General features: G+C 51.0%; 15 protein-coding genes. 7 read left to right on the top strand and 8 right to left on the bottom strand.

Annotated features, from left to right (window positions below):
• Positions 1–60: 60 nt before the first annotated feature.
• Entirely contained in the window at positions 61–2,748 is a 2,688-nt protein-coding gene (locus tag JNUCC32_RS25675) for an Ig-like domain-containing protein (RefSeq protein ID WP_192570210.1), read from the bottom strand.
• 340 nt (positions 2,749–3,088) lie between these two features.
• Between JNUCC32_RS25675 and JNUCC32_RS25670 the strand changes: the two genes are divergently transcribed.
• A complete protein-coding gene (locus JNUCC32_RS25670; RefSeq protein ID WP_192570209.1) occupies positions 3,089–3,526 on the top strand; it encodes a VOC family protein in 438 nt (145 codons plus the stop codon).
• A gap of 95 nt (positions 3,527–3,621) precedes the next feature.
• Here the strand turns inward: JNUCC32_RS25670 and JNUCC32_RS25665 are convergent, their stop codons facing one another.
• Positions 3,622–5,721, bottom strand: coding sequence for a cytoplasmic protein (locus JNUCC32_RS25665; protein WP_192570208.1), 2,100 nt, complete (start codon positions 5,719–5,721; stop codon positions 3,622–3,624).
• A gap of 348 nt (positions 5,722–6,069) precedes the next feature.
• Entirely contained in the window at positions 6,070–6,705 is a 636-nt protein-coding gene (locus JNUCC32_RS25660) for a hypothetical protein (protein ID WP_192570207.1), read from the bottom strand.
• Positions 6,706–6,922: 217 nt separating this feature from the next.
• On the opposite strand from JNUCC32_RS25660, the gene JNUCC32_RS25655 reads away from it, so the two are divergent.
• Positions 6,923–7,297: a hypothetical protein gene (locus JNUCC32_RS25655; protein ID WP_192570206.1), complete on the top strand. Its 375-nt coding sequence runs from the start codon at positions 6,923–6,925 to the stop codon at positions 7,295–7,297.
• Positions 7,298–7,311: 14 nt separating this feature from the next.
• Here JNUCC32_RS25655 and JNUCC32_RS25650 read toward each other — a convergent pair whose 3' ends face one another.
• From JNUCC32_RS25650 to JNUCC32_RS25640, 3 genes are all read right to left on the bottom strand, one after another.
• Positions 7,312–8,391, bottom strand: coding sequence for an ankyrin repeat domain-containing protein (locus JNUCC32_RS25650; protein WP_096777205.1), 1,080 nt, complete (start codon positions 8,389–8,391; stop codon positions 7,312–7,314).
• Positions 8,392–8,620: 229 nt separating this feature from the next.
• Positions 8,621–9,187, bottom strand: a complete 567-nt coding sequence (locus JNUCC32_RS25645; RefSeq protein ID WP_192570205.1) for an Imm44 family immunity protein — start codon at positions 9,185–9,187, stop codon at positions 8,621–8,623.
• 63 nt (positions 9,188–9,250) lie between these two features.
• Positions 9,251–9,988, bottom strand: coding sequence for a hypothetical protein (locus JNUCC32_RS25640; protein ID WP_192570204.1), 738 nt, complete (start codon positions 9,986–9,988; stop codon positions 9,251–9,253).
• 198 nt (positions 9,989–10,186) lie between these two features.
• Here JNUCC32_RS25640 and JNUCC32_RS25635 point away from each other — a divergent pair, with 198 nt between their 5' ends.
• The 5 genes from JNUCC32_RS25635 to JNUCC32_RS25615 all read left to right on the top strand — a co-directional run bounded on the left by JNUCC32_RS25635 (position 10,187) and on the right by JNUCC32_RS25615 (position 15,313).
• On the top strand, positions 10,187–11,323 hold the full coding sequence (locus JNUCC32_RS25635) for a DUF418 domain-containing protein (protein ID WP_192570203.1): 1,137 nt from the start codon (positions 10,187–10,189) through the stop codon (positions 11,321–11,323).
• A gap of 19 nt (positions 11,324–11,342) precedes the next feature.
• A complete protein-coding gene (locus tag JNUCC32_RS25630; protein WP_192570202.1) occupies positions 11,343–12,464 on the top strand; it encodes a sensor histidine kinase in 1,122 nt (373 codons plus the stop codon).
• Positions 12,461–13,066 (top strand): response regulator transcription factor, encoded by a 606-nt coding sequence (locus tag JNUCC32_RS25625; RefSeq protein ID WP_096777211.1) that lies wholly within the window; start codon positions 12,461–12,463, stop codon positions 13,064–13,066. The genes JNUCC32_RS25630 and JNUCC32_RS25625 overlap by 4 nt, the downstream gene beginning before the upstream one ends.
• A gap of 34 nt (positions 13,067–13,100) precedes the next feature.
• Positions 13,101–13,643, top strand: coding sequence for a hypothetical protein (locus tag JNUCC32_RS25620; protein WP_192570201.1), 543 nt, complete (start codon positions 13,101–13,103; stop codon positions 13,641–13,643).
• Between the two features lie 164 nt (positions 13,644–13,807).
• Complete coding sequence (locus tag JNUCC32_RS25615) at positions 13,808–15,313, top strand: alpha/beta hydrolase family protein (protein WP_192570200.1); 1,506 nt, start codon at positions 13,808–13,810, stop codon at positions 15,311–15,313.
• Between the two features lie 36 nt (positions 15,314–15,349).
• On the opposite strand, the gene JNUCC32_RS25610 is transcribed toward JNUCC32_RS25615, so the two are convergent.
• Positions 15,350–15,961 carry a hypothetical protein gene (locus JNUCC32_RS25610; RefSeq protein ID WP_192570199.1) on the bottom strand — a complete coding sequence of 204 codons (612 nt, stop codon included), beginning with the start codon at positions 15,959–15,961 and terminating at the stop codon, positions 15,350–15,352.
• Positions 15,962–15,996: 35 nt separating this feature from the next.
• The gene (locus JNUCC32_RS25605) at positions 15,997–19,167 is read right to left on the bottom strand and encodes a hybrid sensor histidine kinase/response regulator (protein ID WP_228468823.1); all 3,171 of its coding nucleotides are present in this window, start codon (positions 19,165–19,167) and stop codon (positions 15,997–15,999) included.
• Positions 19,168–19,447: the final 280 nt, after the last annotated feature.

The raw sequence follows: 19,447 nt of genomic DNA, 5'->3' as shown, positions 1-19,447 counted from the left end.
TACGTTCAATACAAATACAGAGGACACTTTTTCGGCGTCCTCTGTATTCATCGCTAAACTTTATTTGGATTGACCTAACATGCTCATTAGAACGGTTACGGCCTCTGCCCTCGTGGTTTGAGCGCTTGGATTAAACTCGCCTGCGCCAATTCCCTTAACAATACCAAGTTCCTTCAGCGCTTCAACAGAGCTTTTCGCCCAATCAGGAATAGCCTTGTCATCTGAAAAAGAGGTTGTGGGGATGTCCTTGATGGATAGCTCGAGCGCATTCGCAATCATTGCTGCCATCTCAGCACGCGTCATTTTTGCATTTGGACGGAAAGAGCCATCCTGATAGCCTCGAATAATGCCAGCCTGGACGGCCTGCGAAACTGCCTTCCTAGCCCAGTCACCGATCCAAGCTGTATCTGTGAATATCAACTCCGCTCCAGCATCTGTCGACTTCAGCGCATTCATCAGCATGAGGGAAAATTCTGCACGCGTCACGGTGTTGCCCGGCTCGAACGTTTCATCCGGATATCCCGTCACGATACCCTCACGCACCGCTTCCTTAATGCTTACTTCTGCCCAATGTCCGGAAATATCGGTAAAGGAAATTTCCGTTGACGGGTCTGTTGGTTTGTCGACAACGGGCATTCCGTTGGCTTTATTTACTACGAGTGCTGCATACTTCGTAAAGTGATTGACCTCTACGGATATATAATTCTCCTGTATGATGCTGCCCTCGACTTTCACCCATGCCTTTTTCACTTCATTAAAGTAAAAGACGGCCGCTGTTTGATCGCTCTTTAAGCTTGCGGCGTCGTAAGCTAAACTCAGTTTCACGGGTTTGTTAAAATTCCCCGAGACGTTTGTTAGAACTTCAAATACCGGGCTTGCCAAAACCTCGTTATTCTTTAAGAGAGCTTCGGTATGTTGTATTTTCTCTATCGATAATTTCAGCTCCTGAGGTGTGGCGCCTGCCGGAATGGAGATGATGATTTCTTTCCCCAGGCTAACCAACCCAGGTCTTCCTGTTGGCAGCGTGATTTTTCCATCGGATGAGGTAACTGTATTGTCCATGGGAGCCGATGGTTTGGACGAACCGCCCTCGCTGGCTGTACCTCCCCCATTAGAAGAACCGCCACCGTTAGAGGAGCTATTCTCGCGGGTCACAGTAATCGTGTAGATTCTGGTCGATTGATCGCTTGCCGTTACAACAATCGTGATCGTATTCGATCCCACGTTTAGCAGTATATTGGAGCTTGCTTGCCCGCTTAGTACTGAAGTACCGTTAACCGTTATCGTAGCATGACTATCAAGTGCAGTCGCCGTTACAGTTAATACGGAAACGGAGTGAGGCACGCTTGACGTGTACACTTCAGTTCCAGAAGCAAAGACAGGGCTTAGTGTCCCGTTCGATAACGCTACACTGCTCAAATCCGCAGATGCCGGCACCGTGAACACTGAGTACGAATTGGATTCCGTCAAGCCTGCTCCCGCATTGCCTGCGTAATCGGTCACCCCCGAGTTATCAAGCGTGATGTTATTCGTCGCAGCATTTACATTGGAATTCGGCGTGAGCGTTGCAGTCCATGTGATGTTGTCAGATGAACTAACGCTGCTTAACGCACCGTTTACCACCGTCAGGTCCCCATTGGCGAAGCCACTAACCGCTTCCGAGAATGTAATGGTCACCAATGAAGTTTCGCCAATAGATAACGCCGTGTCCGCTACTACAATGGTGGCGGTCGGCCGCTGTGTATCGATCGCGTAATTGTTCGAATCGGAGGTACCCTTACCCGCTTTACCTGCTGCATTCTGTACGCCCGTATTGTCGAGCGTAATGACATTGGTTGCATCTGTGATGCCAGTAGTTGGTGTTAACGTCGCCGTCCAGGTGATCCCGCCATCGGACGTACTTAAACCGCTTAATGTGCCATTCGCTACCGTCAGATCTGCTAGCGTAAAGCCTGTTACCGCTTCCGAGAACGTGATCATTACCAATGAAGTTTCACCAATCGATAGCGCCGTATCGGCAACCACGATCGTGGCCGTCAGCTGTGTCGTTTCAATCGCGTAATTGTTGGAGCTAGTGATACCAACTCCCGCATTGCCCGCCAAATCGGCCACGCCCGTATTATCGAGCGTGATGATGTTGGTTGCATCTATGATGCCAGAAGTTGGCGTCAACGTCGCCGTCCAGGTGATCCCGCCATCGGACGAGCTCACGGCACTCAGCGTACCGTTTGCCACCGTCAGATCTGCATTTGTGAAGCCTATTACCGCTTCCGAGAACGTAATGGTCACCAATGAAGTTTCGCCAATAGATAACGCCGTGTCGGCTACTACAATGGTGGCGGTCGGCCGCTGTGTATCGATCGCGTAATTGTTAGAATCCGTGGTACCCACTCCCGCATTACCTGCCGCATTCTGTACGCCCGTGTTGTCCAGCGTAATGACATTGGTTGCATCTGTGATGCCGGCGTCTGGCGTCAACGTCGCCGTATACGTGATATTGTCGGACGTGCTCAAACCGCTTAATGTGCCATTTGCTACTGTCAGATCTGCTAGCGTAAAGCCTGTTACCGCTTCCGAGAACGTGATCATTACCAATGAAGTTTCTCCAATCGATAGCGACGTATCGGCAACCATGATCGTGGATGTCGGAGACGATGCATAGACTACACCGGTCGGCTTGAGAAATAACAACCCCGCTACAATAGATACGATTAGAGATAACAGCCCTATTTTCTTGGCAAAATGCATATGTGCCTCCCCTAATGAGTGGATAAATTCCTCAATCTATCAAATTATGTACGTACCGTCGGAATTATCGCAGTTTACGCCATATTCCATATGATGTGAATTACTTTTATCGACAAATTCCAACCGCCTTCTATTGTATATCGTCCATTTCTTTCAAAATAGTGACTGCTGTCATGAAAATCGTCATTTTACATCCCCATATCATAAAAATGATAGCTCCTATCGTGTTAACCAAAAACTCCCACGCTTAGAAAAAAACCAAAACACTGACATAAAGACGTCAGTCATCACCGCTCATAATAGCCATAAAACCAATCTTAATCGTCCTAGGAGGAAATATATGATAAACACAAACCAAACAATGCGGGGATTTGCGACCATCAGTTACTGGGCAGATGATATGGAAGCGGCAAAGGCTTGGTATTCCGACCTGCTGGGTATTGCGCCATACTTCGAAAGGTCAGGTCCCGACGGGAAACTGGCTTACGCCGAATTTCGGATTGGGGACTACCAGCACGAGCTGGGTCTCATCGATCGCCGTTTTGCCCCTGGTCAGCCAACGTCCGGCCTCGGCGGAGCGATCATGTACTGGCATGTCGATGATATAGAGGCCACCCTCAGCCGATTGAAATCCATGGGTGCCCAAGAATACGAACCGCTCACCCACCGCGGGGAGGGATTCATTACGGCATCCGTCACCGACCCCTTCGGCAACATACTAGGCATCATGTACAATGCTCATTACCTAGAGATACTGAATTCCAGAATCCAGGGGTAACCGGAAGCATGCTACTTCACTCTTCGATCCAGCAAAAAAGGAGCAGCCTAAGCTGCTCCTTATCTTAACGGCATCTACATGGCATCCGCATGAACTTACACAACATAATCCGCCATAATATGCTCGATATCGAACGGGGTCACCCCATGTTCCACCGAGAAGATCGTTTCCGCCTGTTCCGCATGATCTACGGACTCTCCTCTTGCCTTGGCATGCAGCATGAACAGATCATACAGATCGGGCTTCCGCAGGGCTGTCATGGCTTTGCCCATCAAGACCATCCCCTTCTGATTCCCCTCTACATTGTTGTAGTAGTGTGGATGTCTGGTTAGGGACAGATCGGTCCAGATGACCGTACGCTCCACCAAATCCAAGATAACGGGAATAGCGATCTGCGTATCGGCGGCGACATCGATTTTATTTGCCACCGTCGAGGGCTCGAATATTTCACCGGAACCGGGTTTCTTCCGCATCATCCAGCCCACGAAGCACTCCGGCAGGTTGCAGTACGGTTGATTTGTATACGAATGAAGAGTCGCCACAATATAACGTCCGCCGTATTGGACGATGGTTGGAATATGCAGATCAATGAATTCGCATGCTCCTTGAGGAGCTGACACGATATCCCCGCTGTGCACGGCCCTGTAATGGGAGGACCGCAGATTCGTATAAGAAATATGCTCGACGTACTGCCAGTCGTGATCATACATGACGGCGGACAGGTCAATATCCACGCGGCCCGTAGGCTCTCCGTTCACGCGTCCTTCCTTCCACCAGCTGAAGAAACGGATGGTATCCCCTTCCGCCATCGGCACCCGGCTTCCCCGAACCAACGTATGCAGGGCTTTGCTTGCCGATCTCTGCGAGAACGGCACATGATAGTCCTTCAATCGCTTATCGACATAGGCCTTCCCCAAGGGCGGCAGCGCGGCGAACCGCTGGATCAACGCCTGCTCGCATACCTGCACGATATCTCGGCATGCCGCTTCATCGATCTCCGGAAGCGTATGGGGTACGGCAAAGGCTTTAGCCACATTTCCTTTCGGGAAAAAGACGCGCAGCTCTTGAGGCTGGCGGCGGCGGGCAAAATGATTCTTCACTTGCAGCAAGACCGGCGTCGATACTTGATTCGCCACCTCGCCAAACGCCAGAACGACATACTCCGTATGTTCGGTGGAACGCAGCAACTGATCCAATCTGCGGGCAAACTCGCCCGGACGCTGCATCAACAAATCGATCAAATTCCAGACCTGGCCGTACTGAAATGCAAGCTCGACACTCCCGTTATAGGTGGTAAAGGGCTTGTGATTCCGCAAAATATCAAAGGCTTCCTCGCAGCGTTTATACCGGTGCTTATATTCGGAAGGATGGAGGATTTCGCCCAAACGAATCCAGCGGTCCTTAAATCTGAGCATATCCTCCGTTATCGGATGACAGCGTTCCAGCAACCCCAGCAGCAGCCGTCTTTCGCGCCGCTTAAATTTGCGAAACCGGGTGGCTTCCGCCAGGCTGACATCTCCGCCTGACCAAGCCACCGCTAGACGAAGGACATCGGTTGCGGTTTTGAAATAACGCCCGATCCGCTCGACGTTCCCCTTGTCATGCTTCATTAACGCAGCTGCCACGAATCCCGCATTCTCCTTGAACGGAATCTCGGAAGGGAGAATGACATCCAGTTCCTCGGGGTCGACAAGCTCAATAACGGCCTCAATATCCCCTTTATCCGTTGGGGAGATGGAGCCTTTAGCTTGGATCAGCTGGCGTATCATGGCATAGAAATCCGCCCTGCTTCCCAGATCAATGGTTTTCAGGTTGATGTCATCCTGCAGCGGAGGTCTCTCTTCATGCTCATATGCAGGCAAATCCCAAGTCAGATCATGATAGATGGCATTCAGGTACAGCTCCGCATCGTCCTCCTCCATCACCTGCAGCGGGAACGCGGGATACATCGGCACATATTTTACATGCGCGCCTACCATCACCCGTAAATCGTCAATCAGCGGTTGATAAAGCGCTTCGAACTGCTCTTTGGATAAGGCTCGCACGGCGTTCAGCAATGGATACGAGAACGTATACCCAAGCTGCTCGATATTCTTCACGGCCGTCGCCAGATAAGCTTTTGGGAGACGATCCGATTCATTCTCTGCATCAACCATCAATTTGTTCGCTCTTCGTAAATAAATCGAGTTCATCATATCAAGAGTCCAGGAAAGCCATATCCCTAATGTCATTGAAAGAATTATAGAAGGAAGGAATATGATAGCCTGGACGCCTCCTCTCTTGAAACAAACTCCCTCAGGAAAGCTGCGACCCTAGGTTCGCCAAATGAAGTAGAAGGAAGGATCGCAATAGCCTGAAGGCCAAAGGTTCAAAGTCCATGACCTCAAATCTTTGATGAACCCATCATCCCATACCTTGCAGCCGGCCAACAGGGCGAAAGTATTACGACTTTGGAAAATGAGGAATGATTTCACTCTTCATCATGATGAAAAAGCGACCGCCGCAGTCCCGGCAATCGCTTCCTTGGTTAGTGTTATTCATTTTCATGAGAACTGCCAGAAGCCCGCTACCGGGTCCTGAACGTCATTCGTGGTGATTTTGGCGTAAATATACAGAGCTCCAAAGCCAAAAGGATAACTGCTGTCCTCTCGGAGCAGTGTCTCGGGATACCCATCTTCGTCCACCTGAAACAAAAAGGAGAATCCTTCCTCCCTCAGCTTGGCCGAATAATAAGCTTCGTCTTGGACCAGTCTCGGGCTCCCGCCGAATTTGATCAGGAAAGACTGATCCATCGAATGGAGGTCGCTGCATGTCTCTCGATGCGAAATAAGATGCTTGATCAGGTCCGGGTGCGCAAAATGATCGCTCAAGCTCTCGCCAGTCATTGGGTGCTCCATTACCTTGATAGAGCAATCAGGATATTGATTGTGCTCTACGTATTTCTCATAGTCATTAGGGATGAAAATAGAGATCATAGATGCAGGCTTGAAAGGATGAATAAGACTTAAATAGAAGTAATAGCCCAGGTCACCTTCTTGAATGGCATCCGCTTTGTCGTCGAAATAGGCCGGGGCATTGCCGCCGATCCAGCCCGTACTTTGTCCTGTAGATGGACCTCGACCGGCCTCATACAGTATACAGTCCTTGCGCTCAGCTAAAATATTCGCGTAATTTTCCATACATATGATATGAATCCGGTTAAAGGACCCTTTCCTCCTGCTGATTTAGTTCATGCAATGCCAAGTGATTTCGGCTTAATAGCCAGTCCTGCAGAAATGGACTAGAACAAAAAAAAAGCGAAACCCCTAGACTTATCTTTTTTGCTAAAATAAACTTAAAATGGAAGCCGTACGATTTTCGAATTCCCGATCATGATTGGAAAGCGAGGTGCAGCCATTGACGACCCTTATTGTGATCATCGTCATTTTCTCACTGATCACGCCGTCCTTCTTCATCGCGAAATTCACCAAGGAATTACGGGCGAACAACATCCGAAACGTGCAGCGCAAGGCGATTCTCGCGAACGGTACGCCCGCTCAAGCACAGATCAACTCGATCCGGCAAACGAATGTGCAGGTTGACGATCAACCCGAAGTGTTGCTGGACCTAAGCGTCACCAAACCGGATGGCGAGACGATCCATACCGTCGTAAGAACCGTTATCCCGATCATAAGCATCCCCACGTTCCAACGAGGCAATATCATCGAAGTAAAGCATATGACCATAGACAATGAGTTGAAATTCGAGGTCGTAGGCGCCTATATACCTTGACCCTGAATTCTCGATTACAGCTCTCCCTCAAGAAAACGGATGAGGTACGATTCAGGCTGCGCAAGGAACTCGGTAAAGCTGCATAGATCGGCATACGTCTGATGCTCCACATCGTAACAGCCAATCAGGCCCTTTTTCTTCGGATTCCATACGAGCTGCAGATCGGAGTAATTGTCAATGTCGGCTGACAGGCGCAGAAACTTTTGTCGGCCGACTTTCATCTCGATCGTATCTGTCAGGGTGAAGAAATCGATATACCCGATTTCATATTCATTCTCCGGCAGCTTAAGCCGCAGCTGGTCTCCTGTCAGAAAACGGACCAATTCATCGGTCAATTTATACTTTTTCAGCGCATACTTCTTGTTCTCTAAGCTATGAAACTCGGCCGGCTCCAGCGATTTCAAGTAGTCGGCCAGGACGGTATCCTTATTGCCGACCGCAATCGTATACGGCCGCTCGCCGTCCTTTTCCGCCAACGTCACGTCAGCGCCGCGCTCAATCAGATGCTTGACCATGCGCTGATTCCCCATCCGCGTGGCCACGGTTAGCGGAGTCGCTTGATAAGGATAGACCATATCGGGCTGATTATAATTGATGTCCGCCCCATGATCGAGTAGATAATCGAGTGTCTTATAATCATGGTCCGACACGGCTTGGCGCAGCACCGCGCTGCCATGCAGCTTGAGATCCAATCCCAGCTCATGAATGAGCGGGATGTTTTTTTTGTTGCCGTAATAGGCCTGTGCATATGCGCCTGACCCGGTTTGATTGAGTTTATCCAGCTCGGCGCCCTGCGCTGCGATATAACGAACGATATCTTCCTTGCCGTACCGCACCGCTCGCAAAAAAGCCGGATTATGATGGACATTCAGGTTAACGCCGTGCTCGACCAGCAGCTTCACCACATCCGTTCGCTGCGAGACCAACGCCAGATCGAGCGGGCTTAACGTCGTATATCTGCTTAATACGATGCCCTCCTCGATATCCCAGCCAGCGGTTATTGCCTCCTGCAAAGCCGGAATGTTCCCTTGGTAGATGTGCATCGCAATCTCCGGTAATTCCTCGAATTTGCCGATATCTTTCAGAACGATCATCGATATTCCTCCCTGCGTAAATCCTGTGTATGTATGCTTCTTCCTTATTTCAATAATTGGCTGATTGAGCTCGGCGAAACGGCTGTCCCTTACATCGGGGAGCATTTGAATGACAAGCCTAAAGAGGATACGCGGCTGATCTTGGAGACGGCAGTTCGAGATTTGGGACAGCTCTAGCCCTGCCGCTTGATACGCTCCTATCACACGAACAGCTTCGCTCCTTAGGCGCCTACAAAGAATATGGCTGGGCTTTTCCTGCTGCGATGTTATCGGGATGAACGTCTGCAGGCTCATGTCCATTCATGCGGAGATACATATATTCCGCTTCTTCCAGTGGCATTTGCAGCGTTCGGCTGATTTCATAGAGGTCGATGTCCTGCGCCAGAAGCTCCCGTGCCTGATGGATTTTTCCATGCAGCCAACCGTGTTCGAGCATCCATTCTTTCACCCGGTCCAGAAGCTGTTTTTGGGTCTCCGCATCTGCGTGCTTTTTATATTCAGCAACGGACTCCGACAGATAGTCGTAGAGATAACTCCCCAGTGCCTCGCGCTGCTCGTGTTTGGACATTCGTTGGTACTGCTCATAACTTAAACTGATATCCAAGTCGAGGGTATGATCCCTGCTATCAAAACGTCTGGATGTTTTTCGGCCATAACTTTCCGGCAAAACGCGAAATACAACAAAGATATCGAACGGAAACTTCCAGGCGGCAGCCAGTTCCCCTAACGGCAGCAGCTCGTCCCTTAATTGACCTACGCACGTTCCGTGTGCATCCAGCGAAAAAGCCAGCTTCATCCCATGTCCCCCTTATCTTAAACGCAGTTCCCCACTTGATGAGTACCGATATGGATCTAAGCGTTATGATACCCTTTCGCACCCTTTCGACAGGAGCCATGCCTCTATAACGGCAAATGCCTGCCCTGCATCCTGTTCATAGAAGACGGCTACCTCTTGCTGATAAGCATAATTGAATCGTACATATCCGCCCAGTTCCCGGTAGAACAAGCTGCATGTATATTCGTTTTCCACGCACAGATCCGGCGAAAAGGACGCTTGACACATACCGGCCAGCTCGGTCAGCGAAGGCTGATCCTCCCCTGGCGGCAAACGCAAAAAGAGATGGCTCCGCGTACCCGTCCACGGTTCGTAATAGACGACTCCCTCTTGGCTGCTTCCATACACCTGACGGTATATTTCATCCAGCACCGCGGCGTACAGGCCTTCATCGTTCCGCTCCCGTGACTGCAGCAAGATTGCCTGTATATGGTCCGCATGCCGAGGAAGCCAGAGCAACTGAGCCGTCTGGGGATGCACCGCCAGAAAATCACCGTCCACCGTTGTGCCTATAGCGATACACTCTGCAATCTGCGGCTCCGTAATGGGACTGTCATCGTCATGCTCCCATAACCCGTACTCGGCAAAAGGCCGCAGCACCTCCCTATCCGGCTGCTGGACATTCATCCACCCGCAGTAAGTCCCTTCGCCGAATCGCTGCATAAACCGGACGTAGCCCGGCGGATAAACCCCCTCTTCCTCTCTTCCAAGCACTTGACTTTGGCCATCCGACAGCGGCCTCGGTCCCGATACGATGTACATGATCACTCCTCCTGTTTTATTCTATTATTCCACAATTTTCAAGCCATGACGAGAACCCCATCCGACTTCTTCCGTTCGTTCTCCCTGCTTTTATGACACGTGTCATACGGATCTCTTTACAGGTGTGAATGTTGCGCCAGGGAGATCGTACCTACAATAAAAAGACAAGAGAACCTAGAAGAAAGAAGGAATGGAAGAATGGAACAACGTACGGGCAGAATTCGCCTGCTGGATATTTTGCGGGGCTTCGCGATCCTGGGAACGCTCGGGACGAATATTTGGATCTTCGCACATGCGGGGGATCTACGCTACATTACCACCTTTGATCACTCCGGCTGGTGGGGAGCGGACGATCTTCTCCGGATGATCGTCTTGTTTCTGGTAAACGGGAAGCTGCTCGGACTGCTGACGATCATGTTCGGGGTCGGTCTGGAAATGAAGTACCGGCAGGCCAAGCGCAAAGGAAAGCCGTGGCCTGGCGTTTATTTATGGGCCGTTTTGTTTTTAATCCTCGAAGGCCTGCTGCATTTTATATTAGTCATGGAGTATGACATCTTGATGAGTTACGGGATTACCGCCATCATTGCAGCCTTTATCGTAAAGGGCGGCGACCGGCTCATCGCCCGCACGATGAATGTAATCGGCAGTATCTTTGCCATCGCGATCCTGGCCCTTGCGGGACTCATGCTGGCAAGCGGGGCCAGCGTATCGCTGGGCAGCTTTGACGATGTCGCTGCTCTCTATCAGGAAGGCACTTGGATCGAGCAGGTCCGGTACCGGCTGGCGAATTTCCTCCCGTTGCGAGCGGAGGCCATCCTCGTCATCCCGACGAACGTGTTTCTGTTCCTGCTAGGGGTTCGCTTTATGCGCTCAGGCGTATTCGCCCCGGACGACAACGGCAAAAGGCTGCGAAAAAGGCTATTCAAGCTGGGTATATATGTCGGCGTGCCGCTCAACCTGCTCATATTCGTTCCCGGCGGCTCTTTCGATCTACCGGTGCGCTATTTATTCGCTCCACTTATGTCTATGGGGTATATAGCAATCATTGCGAGAATGATACAATATACGAAATGGGAATGGCTATGGTGCCGCCTAGAGAACGTCGGAAAAATGTCACTGAGCTGCTATGTACTCCAGAACATCATCGCATCCACCATCTTTTACGGCTGGGGGTTGGGGCTTGCCGGCAAGCTGAATTCAGCGGCCACTATCGCCATCTGGCTGGTTATCTCCGCATTTCTGCTGGGCATGGCGTCCCTATGGCTCCGCCGCTTTAAGCTGGGGCCCATGGAGACCGCCCGCAAACAGGCGATAGGTTTCTTCGAATCAAGATAGCCGAAATTGGAGGCTTGATATGTTCTATAAGTTGTACCCGAGGGATCAGATCAAAAGTTATTTGCTCATCGATATCATACTGACCGTATTCTTATGCTACCAGGTGTTTCGTTCGGATACGGCGCTGGGACTGTGGGGCAGCCTTTTGCTGCTCCTGCTGTTCCTTGTTTCATTCTATGTCGCATTATGGCGTCGGGGCGGCTGGCTGCTGGCTGCCGTGCTGGCGGGCCTGTTCGCTGTAGGCGTACTCGGGGTGTATACGGGGCCGAGCACCCTGCTGTTCGGGATCATTTTTGCCGATTTGCTGGGCCGGTCCAAGTCCAAGGTACATATCGCCATCGGCTGTGCGGCCATTGCCCTATCATTCCTGCTCGTGTTCGTTTTCCGAAAGGAGCCGCTGCTCGAAACGTCCAATGCCATTTACCTTCCGATCATGATCATACAGTCGGTATATCCGATCGTCATCTACATCAAGGAGAAAGCAAAAAGCCTGCAGGGGGAGCTGGATGAAGCCAACGAGCAGATCGCAAAGTATATCCAGCAGGAGGAGCGGCAGCGAATCGCCAGGGATCTCCACGATACCTTGGGGCAGACCCTCATGATGATCAAAATGAAGAGCGAGCTGGCAACGAAATGGGTGGATAAGGATCCGAGCCAGGCCAAACGGGAGTTAGGCGAGATTCTGGATACCTCCAGAACCGCCCTCAAGCAGGTAAGGGAGCTGGTATCCGATATGAAGTTCATCTCGCTGGCAAGCGAGCTGGAGCATTCGGCCAAGCTGCTGCATACGGCAGGAATATCGCTGAGCATCGAGAATCCGGAGAAGCCTCCACTGTTATCCAGCGTGGAAGAAACGATGCTGGCGCTCTGCGTCCGGGAAGCCATGACCAATATTATTAAGCATAGCCGGGCCGAGCGGTGCACCGTCAAACTGGAAACGAAGGATCATGCCTTCGGGATCCATATCGCGGATGACGGCGTGGGTCTTGCGGGGAACGCCGGCGGAAACGGCCTTCCGTCGATCATGGAGCGGATGAAGACGCTGGGCGGGTCCTCCGCCATCGACCCGTTGCCTCAGGGGGGCACCAAGGTGTACCTGAAACTCCCGCTTCGCCGGCATGAAAAGGAGGACGCATCATGATTCGAATCGTCATTGCAGAAGATCAGCAAATGCTTCGCGGCGCATTCGCCTCACTGCTCAATTTCGAAGACGACATCGAGGTGGTGGCCGAGGTGCCGGACGGGCAGCGCGCCTGGGACGCGATTCGGCAGCATCAGCCGGACGTGTGCCTGCTCGACATCGAGATGCCTCATATTAACGGCCTGGAATTGGCCGAGTCCATACGTCAAGCAGGCCTATCCTGCAAAATCGTGATCGTCACGACCTTCGCACGTCCCGGTTATTTGCAAAAAGCGATGGATGCGCAGGTGGAGGGTTATCTGTTAAAGGACGAGCCCATCGATTTCTTGATTGAGGCCATCCGGCGGGTCATGAAGGGCGAGCGGGTCGTGAGCACCGACTTGGCGGCCGCGCTCTTCATGAAGGAGGAGAATCCGCTCAGCGAACGGGAAATCGAAATGCTCCGGTTAACCAAGGAAGGCATGACTACCGGCGACATCAGCAAAGCCTTGTTTCTGACAAGGGGAACCGTGCGCAACTACCTGTCCTCCGCCATCCAGAAGCTGGAGGCGGATTCCCGGCAGCAGGCCGTCACGATCGCGGAAGATAAAGGGTGGCTGTAAACTCCCCGGGATACATATGTAGGAGGTGAAGGAGATGAACGCTTTGACCCATACGACAGCCAGCGTGCCGTGGCAGCGGTTGACGACAGCCTATGGAAGAGGCACGGATATTCCTCGGCTATTGGAAACACGACAATATAAAGAATTGGCCAGCCTGATCGAGCACCAAGGCACCCTGTGGCAGACGACGCCATGGGCCCTGCTTATGCTCCTGCGGGAGCTTGCCAAACAGAAACCGGAGCAGGTCTCTTCAGAAGAAATGGAATTATACTTATCCGTAGCTTCAGCCATAACCGTGGAATATATGGATTCGGCACAAACGGTTGAAACGATGGATAAGCTGCTGGACGAAAGATACTTATGGCCGGAAGACGACGAAGAAGACGATTTGCGATGGGAAGAAGAGGAACCCCCCGGTTATGAAGCGGAAATCTTCATCAGTTATTATTACTTCAGTTATGTGCTGCTGCAGGAAGCGGCTCATGTTTTCCGAGCGATCATGAACAGCAGCGATCAGCATGCCGACTCCATTTCGGAGCTGCTGGCACTGCTCGAGCCGAAAGATGCCGATATGTAGAAACATGCAGGTTCGGCAAAAAGCGCGAGCCTCCGGTACCGACACCGGAGAATCCTACATAGGACAGCACGGATTTAAACCTTTTTTAAACGAAACCATCCGCTCGTTTTAACCTTGATCCGTTATCATACAAATAATTGCGATAACAAGGAGCGAGCGTGCGTATGAGAGTTCTGGAAATGTTGTGGGTTGCAGCCTGCGTTGCGATGCTGATAATACTGTTGAGCCGTAACACAATAAATCGGAAGGCTGGCGCGATCGTCGGCATCGCTGGCGGTTTGCTGTTCGCCGTGCAGCTGCTGGTCGAGGGATACAGGTGGCAGATGATTCCGGCCTACATCGTCACCGCGTTGCTCTTTGTGTTGGTTCTGTTCAGACGCCGAACGGTCAAGAAACCGCTGCGGTACACGATATGGGGCCTTTCGGTCGTTTTGCTGGGCGGATCGGCTGCCTTATCGGCACTGCTGCCGGTTTTCCATTTACCGACGCCCTCGGGCGAGTTCAGGGTGGGAACGGATACGCTCCATTTCGTTGATGCGGACCGGGAAGAAACGTTTACCGAACAAAAAGGCGACAAACGTGAGCTTATCGTTCAGGTATGGTATCCGGCCGCAGCGTCTGGCCAAGGCGCCGAGAAAGCTACGTTGTTTCCGAAGGATAAAAGGCTCTTTCACACCTATATGCAAGCATATTCCGACTATCTGGGCCTTCCCGCGGCCGCGTTAGACTATTGGAAATACAGCCGGGCCAACGCTAACGGCCATGCCGGTTTGCGGCTGGCGAAGAATCCGTATCCGGTGGTGCTGTTGTCGCACGGCATGGGGGTCGGCAGAATTTTGCATTCGTCCCAGGCCGAACATCTTGCCAGCCACGGCTATATCGTATTTGCCATCGATCATACGTACAGCACGGCCGCCACCGCATTTACCGATGGGCGCGTAACCGGTTTTCTTACGGAACAATCCCAGGAGCGATTATTCGAGGACAGCCGCACTATTTTGAAGGTGTGGAATGAGGATATCGCCTTTGTCACGGATCAGTTGGAGAGGCTTCAATCAGGCGCCGTCGCCAGCAAGTTTAAAGGAGCCTTAGATCTGGACAACATCGGCATGATGGGCCATTCCTTCGGCGGGGCTGCAGCCTTTGAAGCCGTTTATTCCAACCCGCGGATCAAAGCCGGCGTGAATATGGACGGAACGCTATTCATAACGAAGGACCGGGACGACATGGAGAAACCGTTTATGTTCATGGAATCGGAGGATTTTATGAAGGTGAACGAACAGCAGGCGAAGTATCGCCAAACCCCGGCTACGGAAGCCGAGCTCCAAGCACTGGGGTTAACGCGAGAACAATTCGACATGATTCTGGCGAATCGGGAATTGGAACTGAAGCTGATGGATCGCTTATCTCAACAGGGACTAGGACGGACCCTTTATATCGAAGGTGCAGGACACTATAATTTCACCGATCTTCAGCTGTACTCTCCGCTTACCCGCCTGACCGGCATGACCGGAAGCATGAATGGATCTAGGGGAGCCGAAATCGTCAACCGCTACGTGCTGGAATTCTTTAATCAGCATTTGCGCGGAATGGAGAGTAAGCTTCTAACCGGTCCCTCGGAGGAATACCCGGAAGTGAAGTATCCGGACCGGGTGTTTCTGGAAGGCTAGATTGCCTTACGCTCTATACGTGCCTGACATGTCCCTCTAGTTGTTCATAACCAGCCCATATTTCTTAACGACCCACGAGTCAATCAGATCATTCACCGCTTGTTGACTTATGCGAACAGCCGGCTTCTGCTCTTGCATAGCGTTTGCGGCTTGTACCGAGAATCGAAGCGGCTTGGTCATTTTTTTCATGGATGCTGCCATTTCTTCGAAAAAAACATACGTCAACGGCCGGTGTCCCCGAATATCCTCATACAGATAATACTTTCCTCGTTCATCCTCTGCATCGATTCGAATTCCCTTTGGAAGGGAGAGCAAGATATAGGGTAATTCATCTTCTGCCCACTGACCCCGGTAGGGGAATGAGACACCTTCATTTCTGACAAAGAATCCGGAGCTTTCATCCCCCTCAGCAATCGAAATAGAATAGACAAAGAAAGGGTGGTAATCGGGCCGGTCCTGCGCCGTATAATACTGATAATAGGTACGATACGCCTCAGTCACCTGATCTAGATCATGCTGGATCATGGCATGGTTCGTACGATGAAATTTGGCCTGTTTTTGCTCAAAGCGTGCCAACATTTGGTTGAATTCTTCCGGCGTTATTAAAAATTTTAGTTTATAAAATCCGCTGTTTTTCAATCTCTCCATTCATCTCACCGCCTGATATCGTTTTATCCCGAGGTTTAGATGCGTGCATGAAAAGTAACCCGGGTTCCTTCGCCTAACCTGCTCTGAATATGAAGCCCTGTTCCGAAGTGCCGTTTTAATCGCTGGTCCGTATTGATCAATCCGACCCCGGACTGATGATTTGCTGTTCTCTCTAGGATTCGCTGCAATTGAGCTTCATCCATCCCGATCCCATCGTCCTGAACGATTATCTCGGCATGCGTGGCATGGACGGAAATTCGAATATGTACGGTTCCCCCATAAGTGCGCTTCATGACGCCATGCCTTATCGCATTTTCGACCAAGGGCTGGATCGAAAGGAACGGAATTTGCAAGGCTCCGCAGTCGTCTACCTCCCAAACCACCTGCAGCCGATCTTCAAACCGAACCTGCTCGATATAAAGATACGAGCGCACCAGGCTCAGCTCCTCCTCGATCGGTACAAGTCCAGCCGTGTCTTGGAATCTGAATTTATATCTCAGAAAGTTGCTGAACTCCTCAAGCAGATTCCGCATCTTGTCCAAATCAACGTCGCTTAGGGCCGTCACCGCATTTAAAGCATTGAATAAAAAATGAGGCTGGATTTGCGCTTGCAGCCATGCCGCTTCCAGTCGGAGCTGCTCCCGGACCGTTTGTTTAATCGTCGTTAAGGCCTCAATCCTCGACCTGATTTCCAAGGCCTCCACCGGCTTGGTCACATAATCGTTAGCCCCCGCCAGAAACCCGCTTTGGATGTCTTTCGGTTGGCTTCTTGCAGTAAGCAGCAGCACAGGGAGCTCCGTGAGCGTAAACCGCTCGCGAATCCTCCGCGTCAGCTCATACCCGGACATCTGCGGCATCATAATATCGGAGATGACCAAATCCCACTCCTTCGCATCCAGTACAGCCAACGCTTCTTTACCGCTTGTTGCCATCGTCACCTCGTATTCGTCCGGCGGCAGTATGGCTTCAAGCACCTGAAGGTTGACGGGATCGTCGTCAACGATGAGCAATAGCGGTCGGTTACTTCTCCTTTCGGGCAAAGCTCCTTGTATCGCGGCTGGCGGGAAGATCTCCTCTTTTTGCAAACCGGCCCCAATGGTATCCTGCATCGGCATGGTCGGCAATGTTGGCGGTCCGTTAGAGTTCGAATCATGCTGCTCTTCCTCTGTTTCGAGCCCTGCCAGCTTTAACGAAAACGTAAATATCGAGCCCTCCCCTGGAACGGAGGCCACCTCAAGCGTACCCCGATGAAGCTCAATAAGCTGCTTGCTAATGCTTAGACCTAACCCAAAGCCGCCTTCGATCATGGTCTCGCTGGCGCTCACCTGCTCATACGGAAGGAACAAGCGCCTCAGCATGGCTTCATCCATTCCGATCCCCGTGTCGGCAATTGCGATATAAGCTCTGTCATCCTCTGTAAAAGCTTGAATCGAAATATACCCTTCATTCGTATATTTTACGGCATTATGCAGCAGATTGAACACGACTTGAATCATCCGGTTCTCGTCCGCCAAGACGGGAGGGAAATCCTCCGGGATCTGATTGACGATGCTGACCGACTTCACTTCCGCGTTAAATTGCAGCATATCCATCACCCCCGTCACGATGGGCTGGATCGATACGGCTTTTTTCTGCAGCCTTGGATTGCCATCCCGCAGACTCATGACGTCCATCAAATCGTTTAATATTAGTGTTAGACGACGTCCGACGGTCAGAATCGTTTCAAGCTCTTTCACACTCCTGTCCTGCAGCAAAGGCCGTTCCCGGTTCAACACGGATTGCGACATGTTAAGCATGCTGTGCAGCGGATTTTTGAATTCATGGGACGTGTTCGCCAGGAATTGATCCTTATGGTCATTCACTCTTTGCAAGGTTGCGGCAATCTCTTTCGTGTTCGCATGCATCTTGAAATAACCCTTAAACCATACAGCGGCCAAGCATCCCATCGAAAGGATCAGGTCAAACGGATAATGGGCAACACTTAAGGCGCTTTCCCGCAAGAACAACGCCCACAGGAAATGATGGACCAACGCAACCATGGAAAAAAGCAACAGCAAATGGTCTTTAATGCCCTTCATTATGGTTTTGGTGATTGCAATAATCGTGATGACGGCCGTTACGCAGCCCAACAGCAAATAAACCGGGAAAAGCATGATCACCTGAGACGGAGCCAAGAACAAGGTAATGCCGGCTGTTCCTAAGATCGTGGCGGCATAAACGGGATGAACCCTGTTCCAATAAGAGAGTTCGCGATGATTCGTGCATTCCAGCAACGCATAGCATCCAATCATAAAGGCGGCGTTGGACAACCGAAAATCCCAATCGCTGCTGATGTATATGAATTGATGGAACAGCTTCTCATCCGTGCTCAATATGCTCGAAAGGGTTACGCAGAGGGTCAGCAAGGAAAAATACAGCAGCCTCTTTTCCCTATTCCCCAGTAAAAATAAAATGAGTGCATAAACGGAATGCATAAGGAAGATAACGGCTCCCAGTGTTTGCATCGAAACCGAGAGTTTCATTTCTTTGGCCACGGCTTCCTCTGAACCCAATTTAATGGATCTGGCTATGCCGCTGCTTCGGCTATCCACATAATTGGCCGCCTGAATCACTAATTCGATGACGCCGTTGCCGTCCGCCGTAAAGCTTGTAGTATACGGCAGGTTCTTCGCGGTATAGGCTTCCTTCGTGTCCGCCACCCGCCCGGATTTGGCAAGCAAACGTCCATTGACATATAATTCGGATGACGAACGTACGCTAGGCACGCGAATGCTATAATTCAGCTTCTCCTCGGGATTCACTAGAATACGCAGGCGATAGGAAGCAAATCCATATGGAGACGCTTTGCCATTACCATGCAGAGCTTGATTCCATCCCCCCGGAACCGCAATCAGCTTCGGCTTCGGCCCGCCTGATGCATCCTGCCCGCTCCCATCCAGCAGCCACTGCATGGGATAAAACTCCCACTCTCCGTCAAGCAACAGAATGCCGCCTTCTTCGGCATCCCATTCCCGCAAATCGAGATGCCCCTTATTTATCGTCACCTGCTGTTGATCAGGGAACACTTCCACCCACAGCATGCGCATGCTCGATAGAATCACTATGAGTAATCCTATTAACCATAAAATGTGGCTCTTTTTTATTTGGTGACTTGGTAGGCTCTTTGCCAAAGATATTCCTCTCCTAATCCACTTTAATGTAAGCATAGCTCCATTATTTACAATTGCAAACCCAAATGAAAGAACAACCATTGATGACTGCCATGCCATCAATGGTTGTTTGTTCTACTCATTATTTATCGGTCAGACCGGTCACTTTCAGCATTCTTGCCATCAATGCCGTCCTCAGCTTGTGTCATTTGCGCAGCATCCATATACTGTCCTACATAAGATTAACAACCCTATCTATACAAAATCTATACACGACACGCTGGCTCAGGGGCCTAAACGGCGCTTCTATGACGGATCGGGACGATATAAATAACCA

This window comes from Paenibacillus sp. JNUCC32 (assembly GCF_014863545.1).
GTDB classification, from domain to species: Bacteria; Bacillota; Bacilli; order Paenibacillales; family Paenibacillaceae; genus Paenibacillus_AQ; species Paenibacillus_AQ lautus_A.
Note: the sequence above shows the minus strand (reverse complement) of the source record. Positions and strands in the feature narration are given on the sequence as shown.

What these genes read in the sequence shown, in the direction of transcription:
- JNUCC32_RS25675 (WP_192570210.1), bottom strand. Translation starts at nt 2,748, where the DNA reads ATGCATTTTGCCAAGAAAATAGGGCTGTTATCTCTAATCGTATCTATT.
- JNUCC32_RS25670 (WP_192570209.1), top strand. Translation starts at nt 3,089, where the DNA reads ATGATAAACACAAACCAAACAATGCGGGGATTTGCGACCATCAGTTAC.
- JNUCC32_RS25665 (WP_192570208.1), bottom strand. Translation starts at nt 5,721, where the DNA reads ATGATGAACTCGATTTATTTACGAAGAGCGAACAAATTGATGGTTGAT.
- JNUCC32_RS25660 (WP_192570207.1), bottom strand. Translation starts at nt 6,705, where the DNA reads ATGGAAAATTACGCGAATATTTTAGCTGAGCGCAAGGACTGTATACTG.
- JNUCC32_RS25650 (WP_096777205.1), bottom strand. Translation starts at nt 8,391, where the DNA reads ATGATCGTTCTGAAAGATATCGGCAAATTCGAGGAATTACCGGAGATT.
- JNUCC32_RS25645 (WP_192570205.1), bottom strand. Translation starts at nt 9,187, where the DNA reads ATGAAGCTGGCTTTTTCGCTGGATGCACACGGAACGTGCGTAGGTCAA.
- JNUCC32_RS25640 (WP_192570204.1), bottom strand. Translation starts at nt 9,988, where the DNA reads ATGTACATCGTATCGGGACCGAGGCCGCTGTCGGATGGCCAAAGTCAA.
- JNUCC32_RS25635 (WP_192570203.1), top strand. Translation starts at nt 10,187, where the DNA reads ATGGAACAACGTACGGGCAGAATTCGCCTGCTGGATATTTTGCGGGGC.
- JNUCC32_RS25630 (WP_192570202.1), top strand. Translation starts at nt 11,343, where the DNA reads ATGTTCTATAAGTTGTACCCGAGGGATCAGATCAAAAGTTATTTGCTC.
- JNUCC32_RS25625 (WP_096777211.1), top strand. Translation starts at nt 12,461, where the DNA reads ATGATTCGAATCGTCATTGCAGAAGATCAGCAAATGCTTCGCGGCGCA.
- JNUCC32_RS25620 (WP_192570201.1), top strand. Translation starts at nt 13,101, where the DNA reads ATGAACGCTTTGACCCATACGACAGCCAGCGTGCCGTGGCAGCGGTTG.
- JNUCC32_RS25615 (WP_192570200.1), top strand. Translation starts at nt 13,808, where the DNA reads ATGAGAGTTCTGGAAATGTTGTGGGTTGCAGCCTGCGTTGCGATGCTG.
- JNUCC32_RS25610 (WP_192570199.1), bottom strand. Translation starts at nt 15,961, where the DNA reads ATGGAGAGATTGAAAAACAGCGGATTTTATAAACTAAAATTTTTAATA.
- JNUCC32_RS25605 (WP_228468823.1), bottom strand. Translation starts at nt 19,167, where the DNA reads ATGCTTACATTAAAGTGGATTAGGAGAGGAATATCTTTGGCAAAGAGC.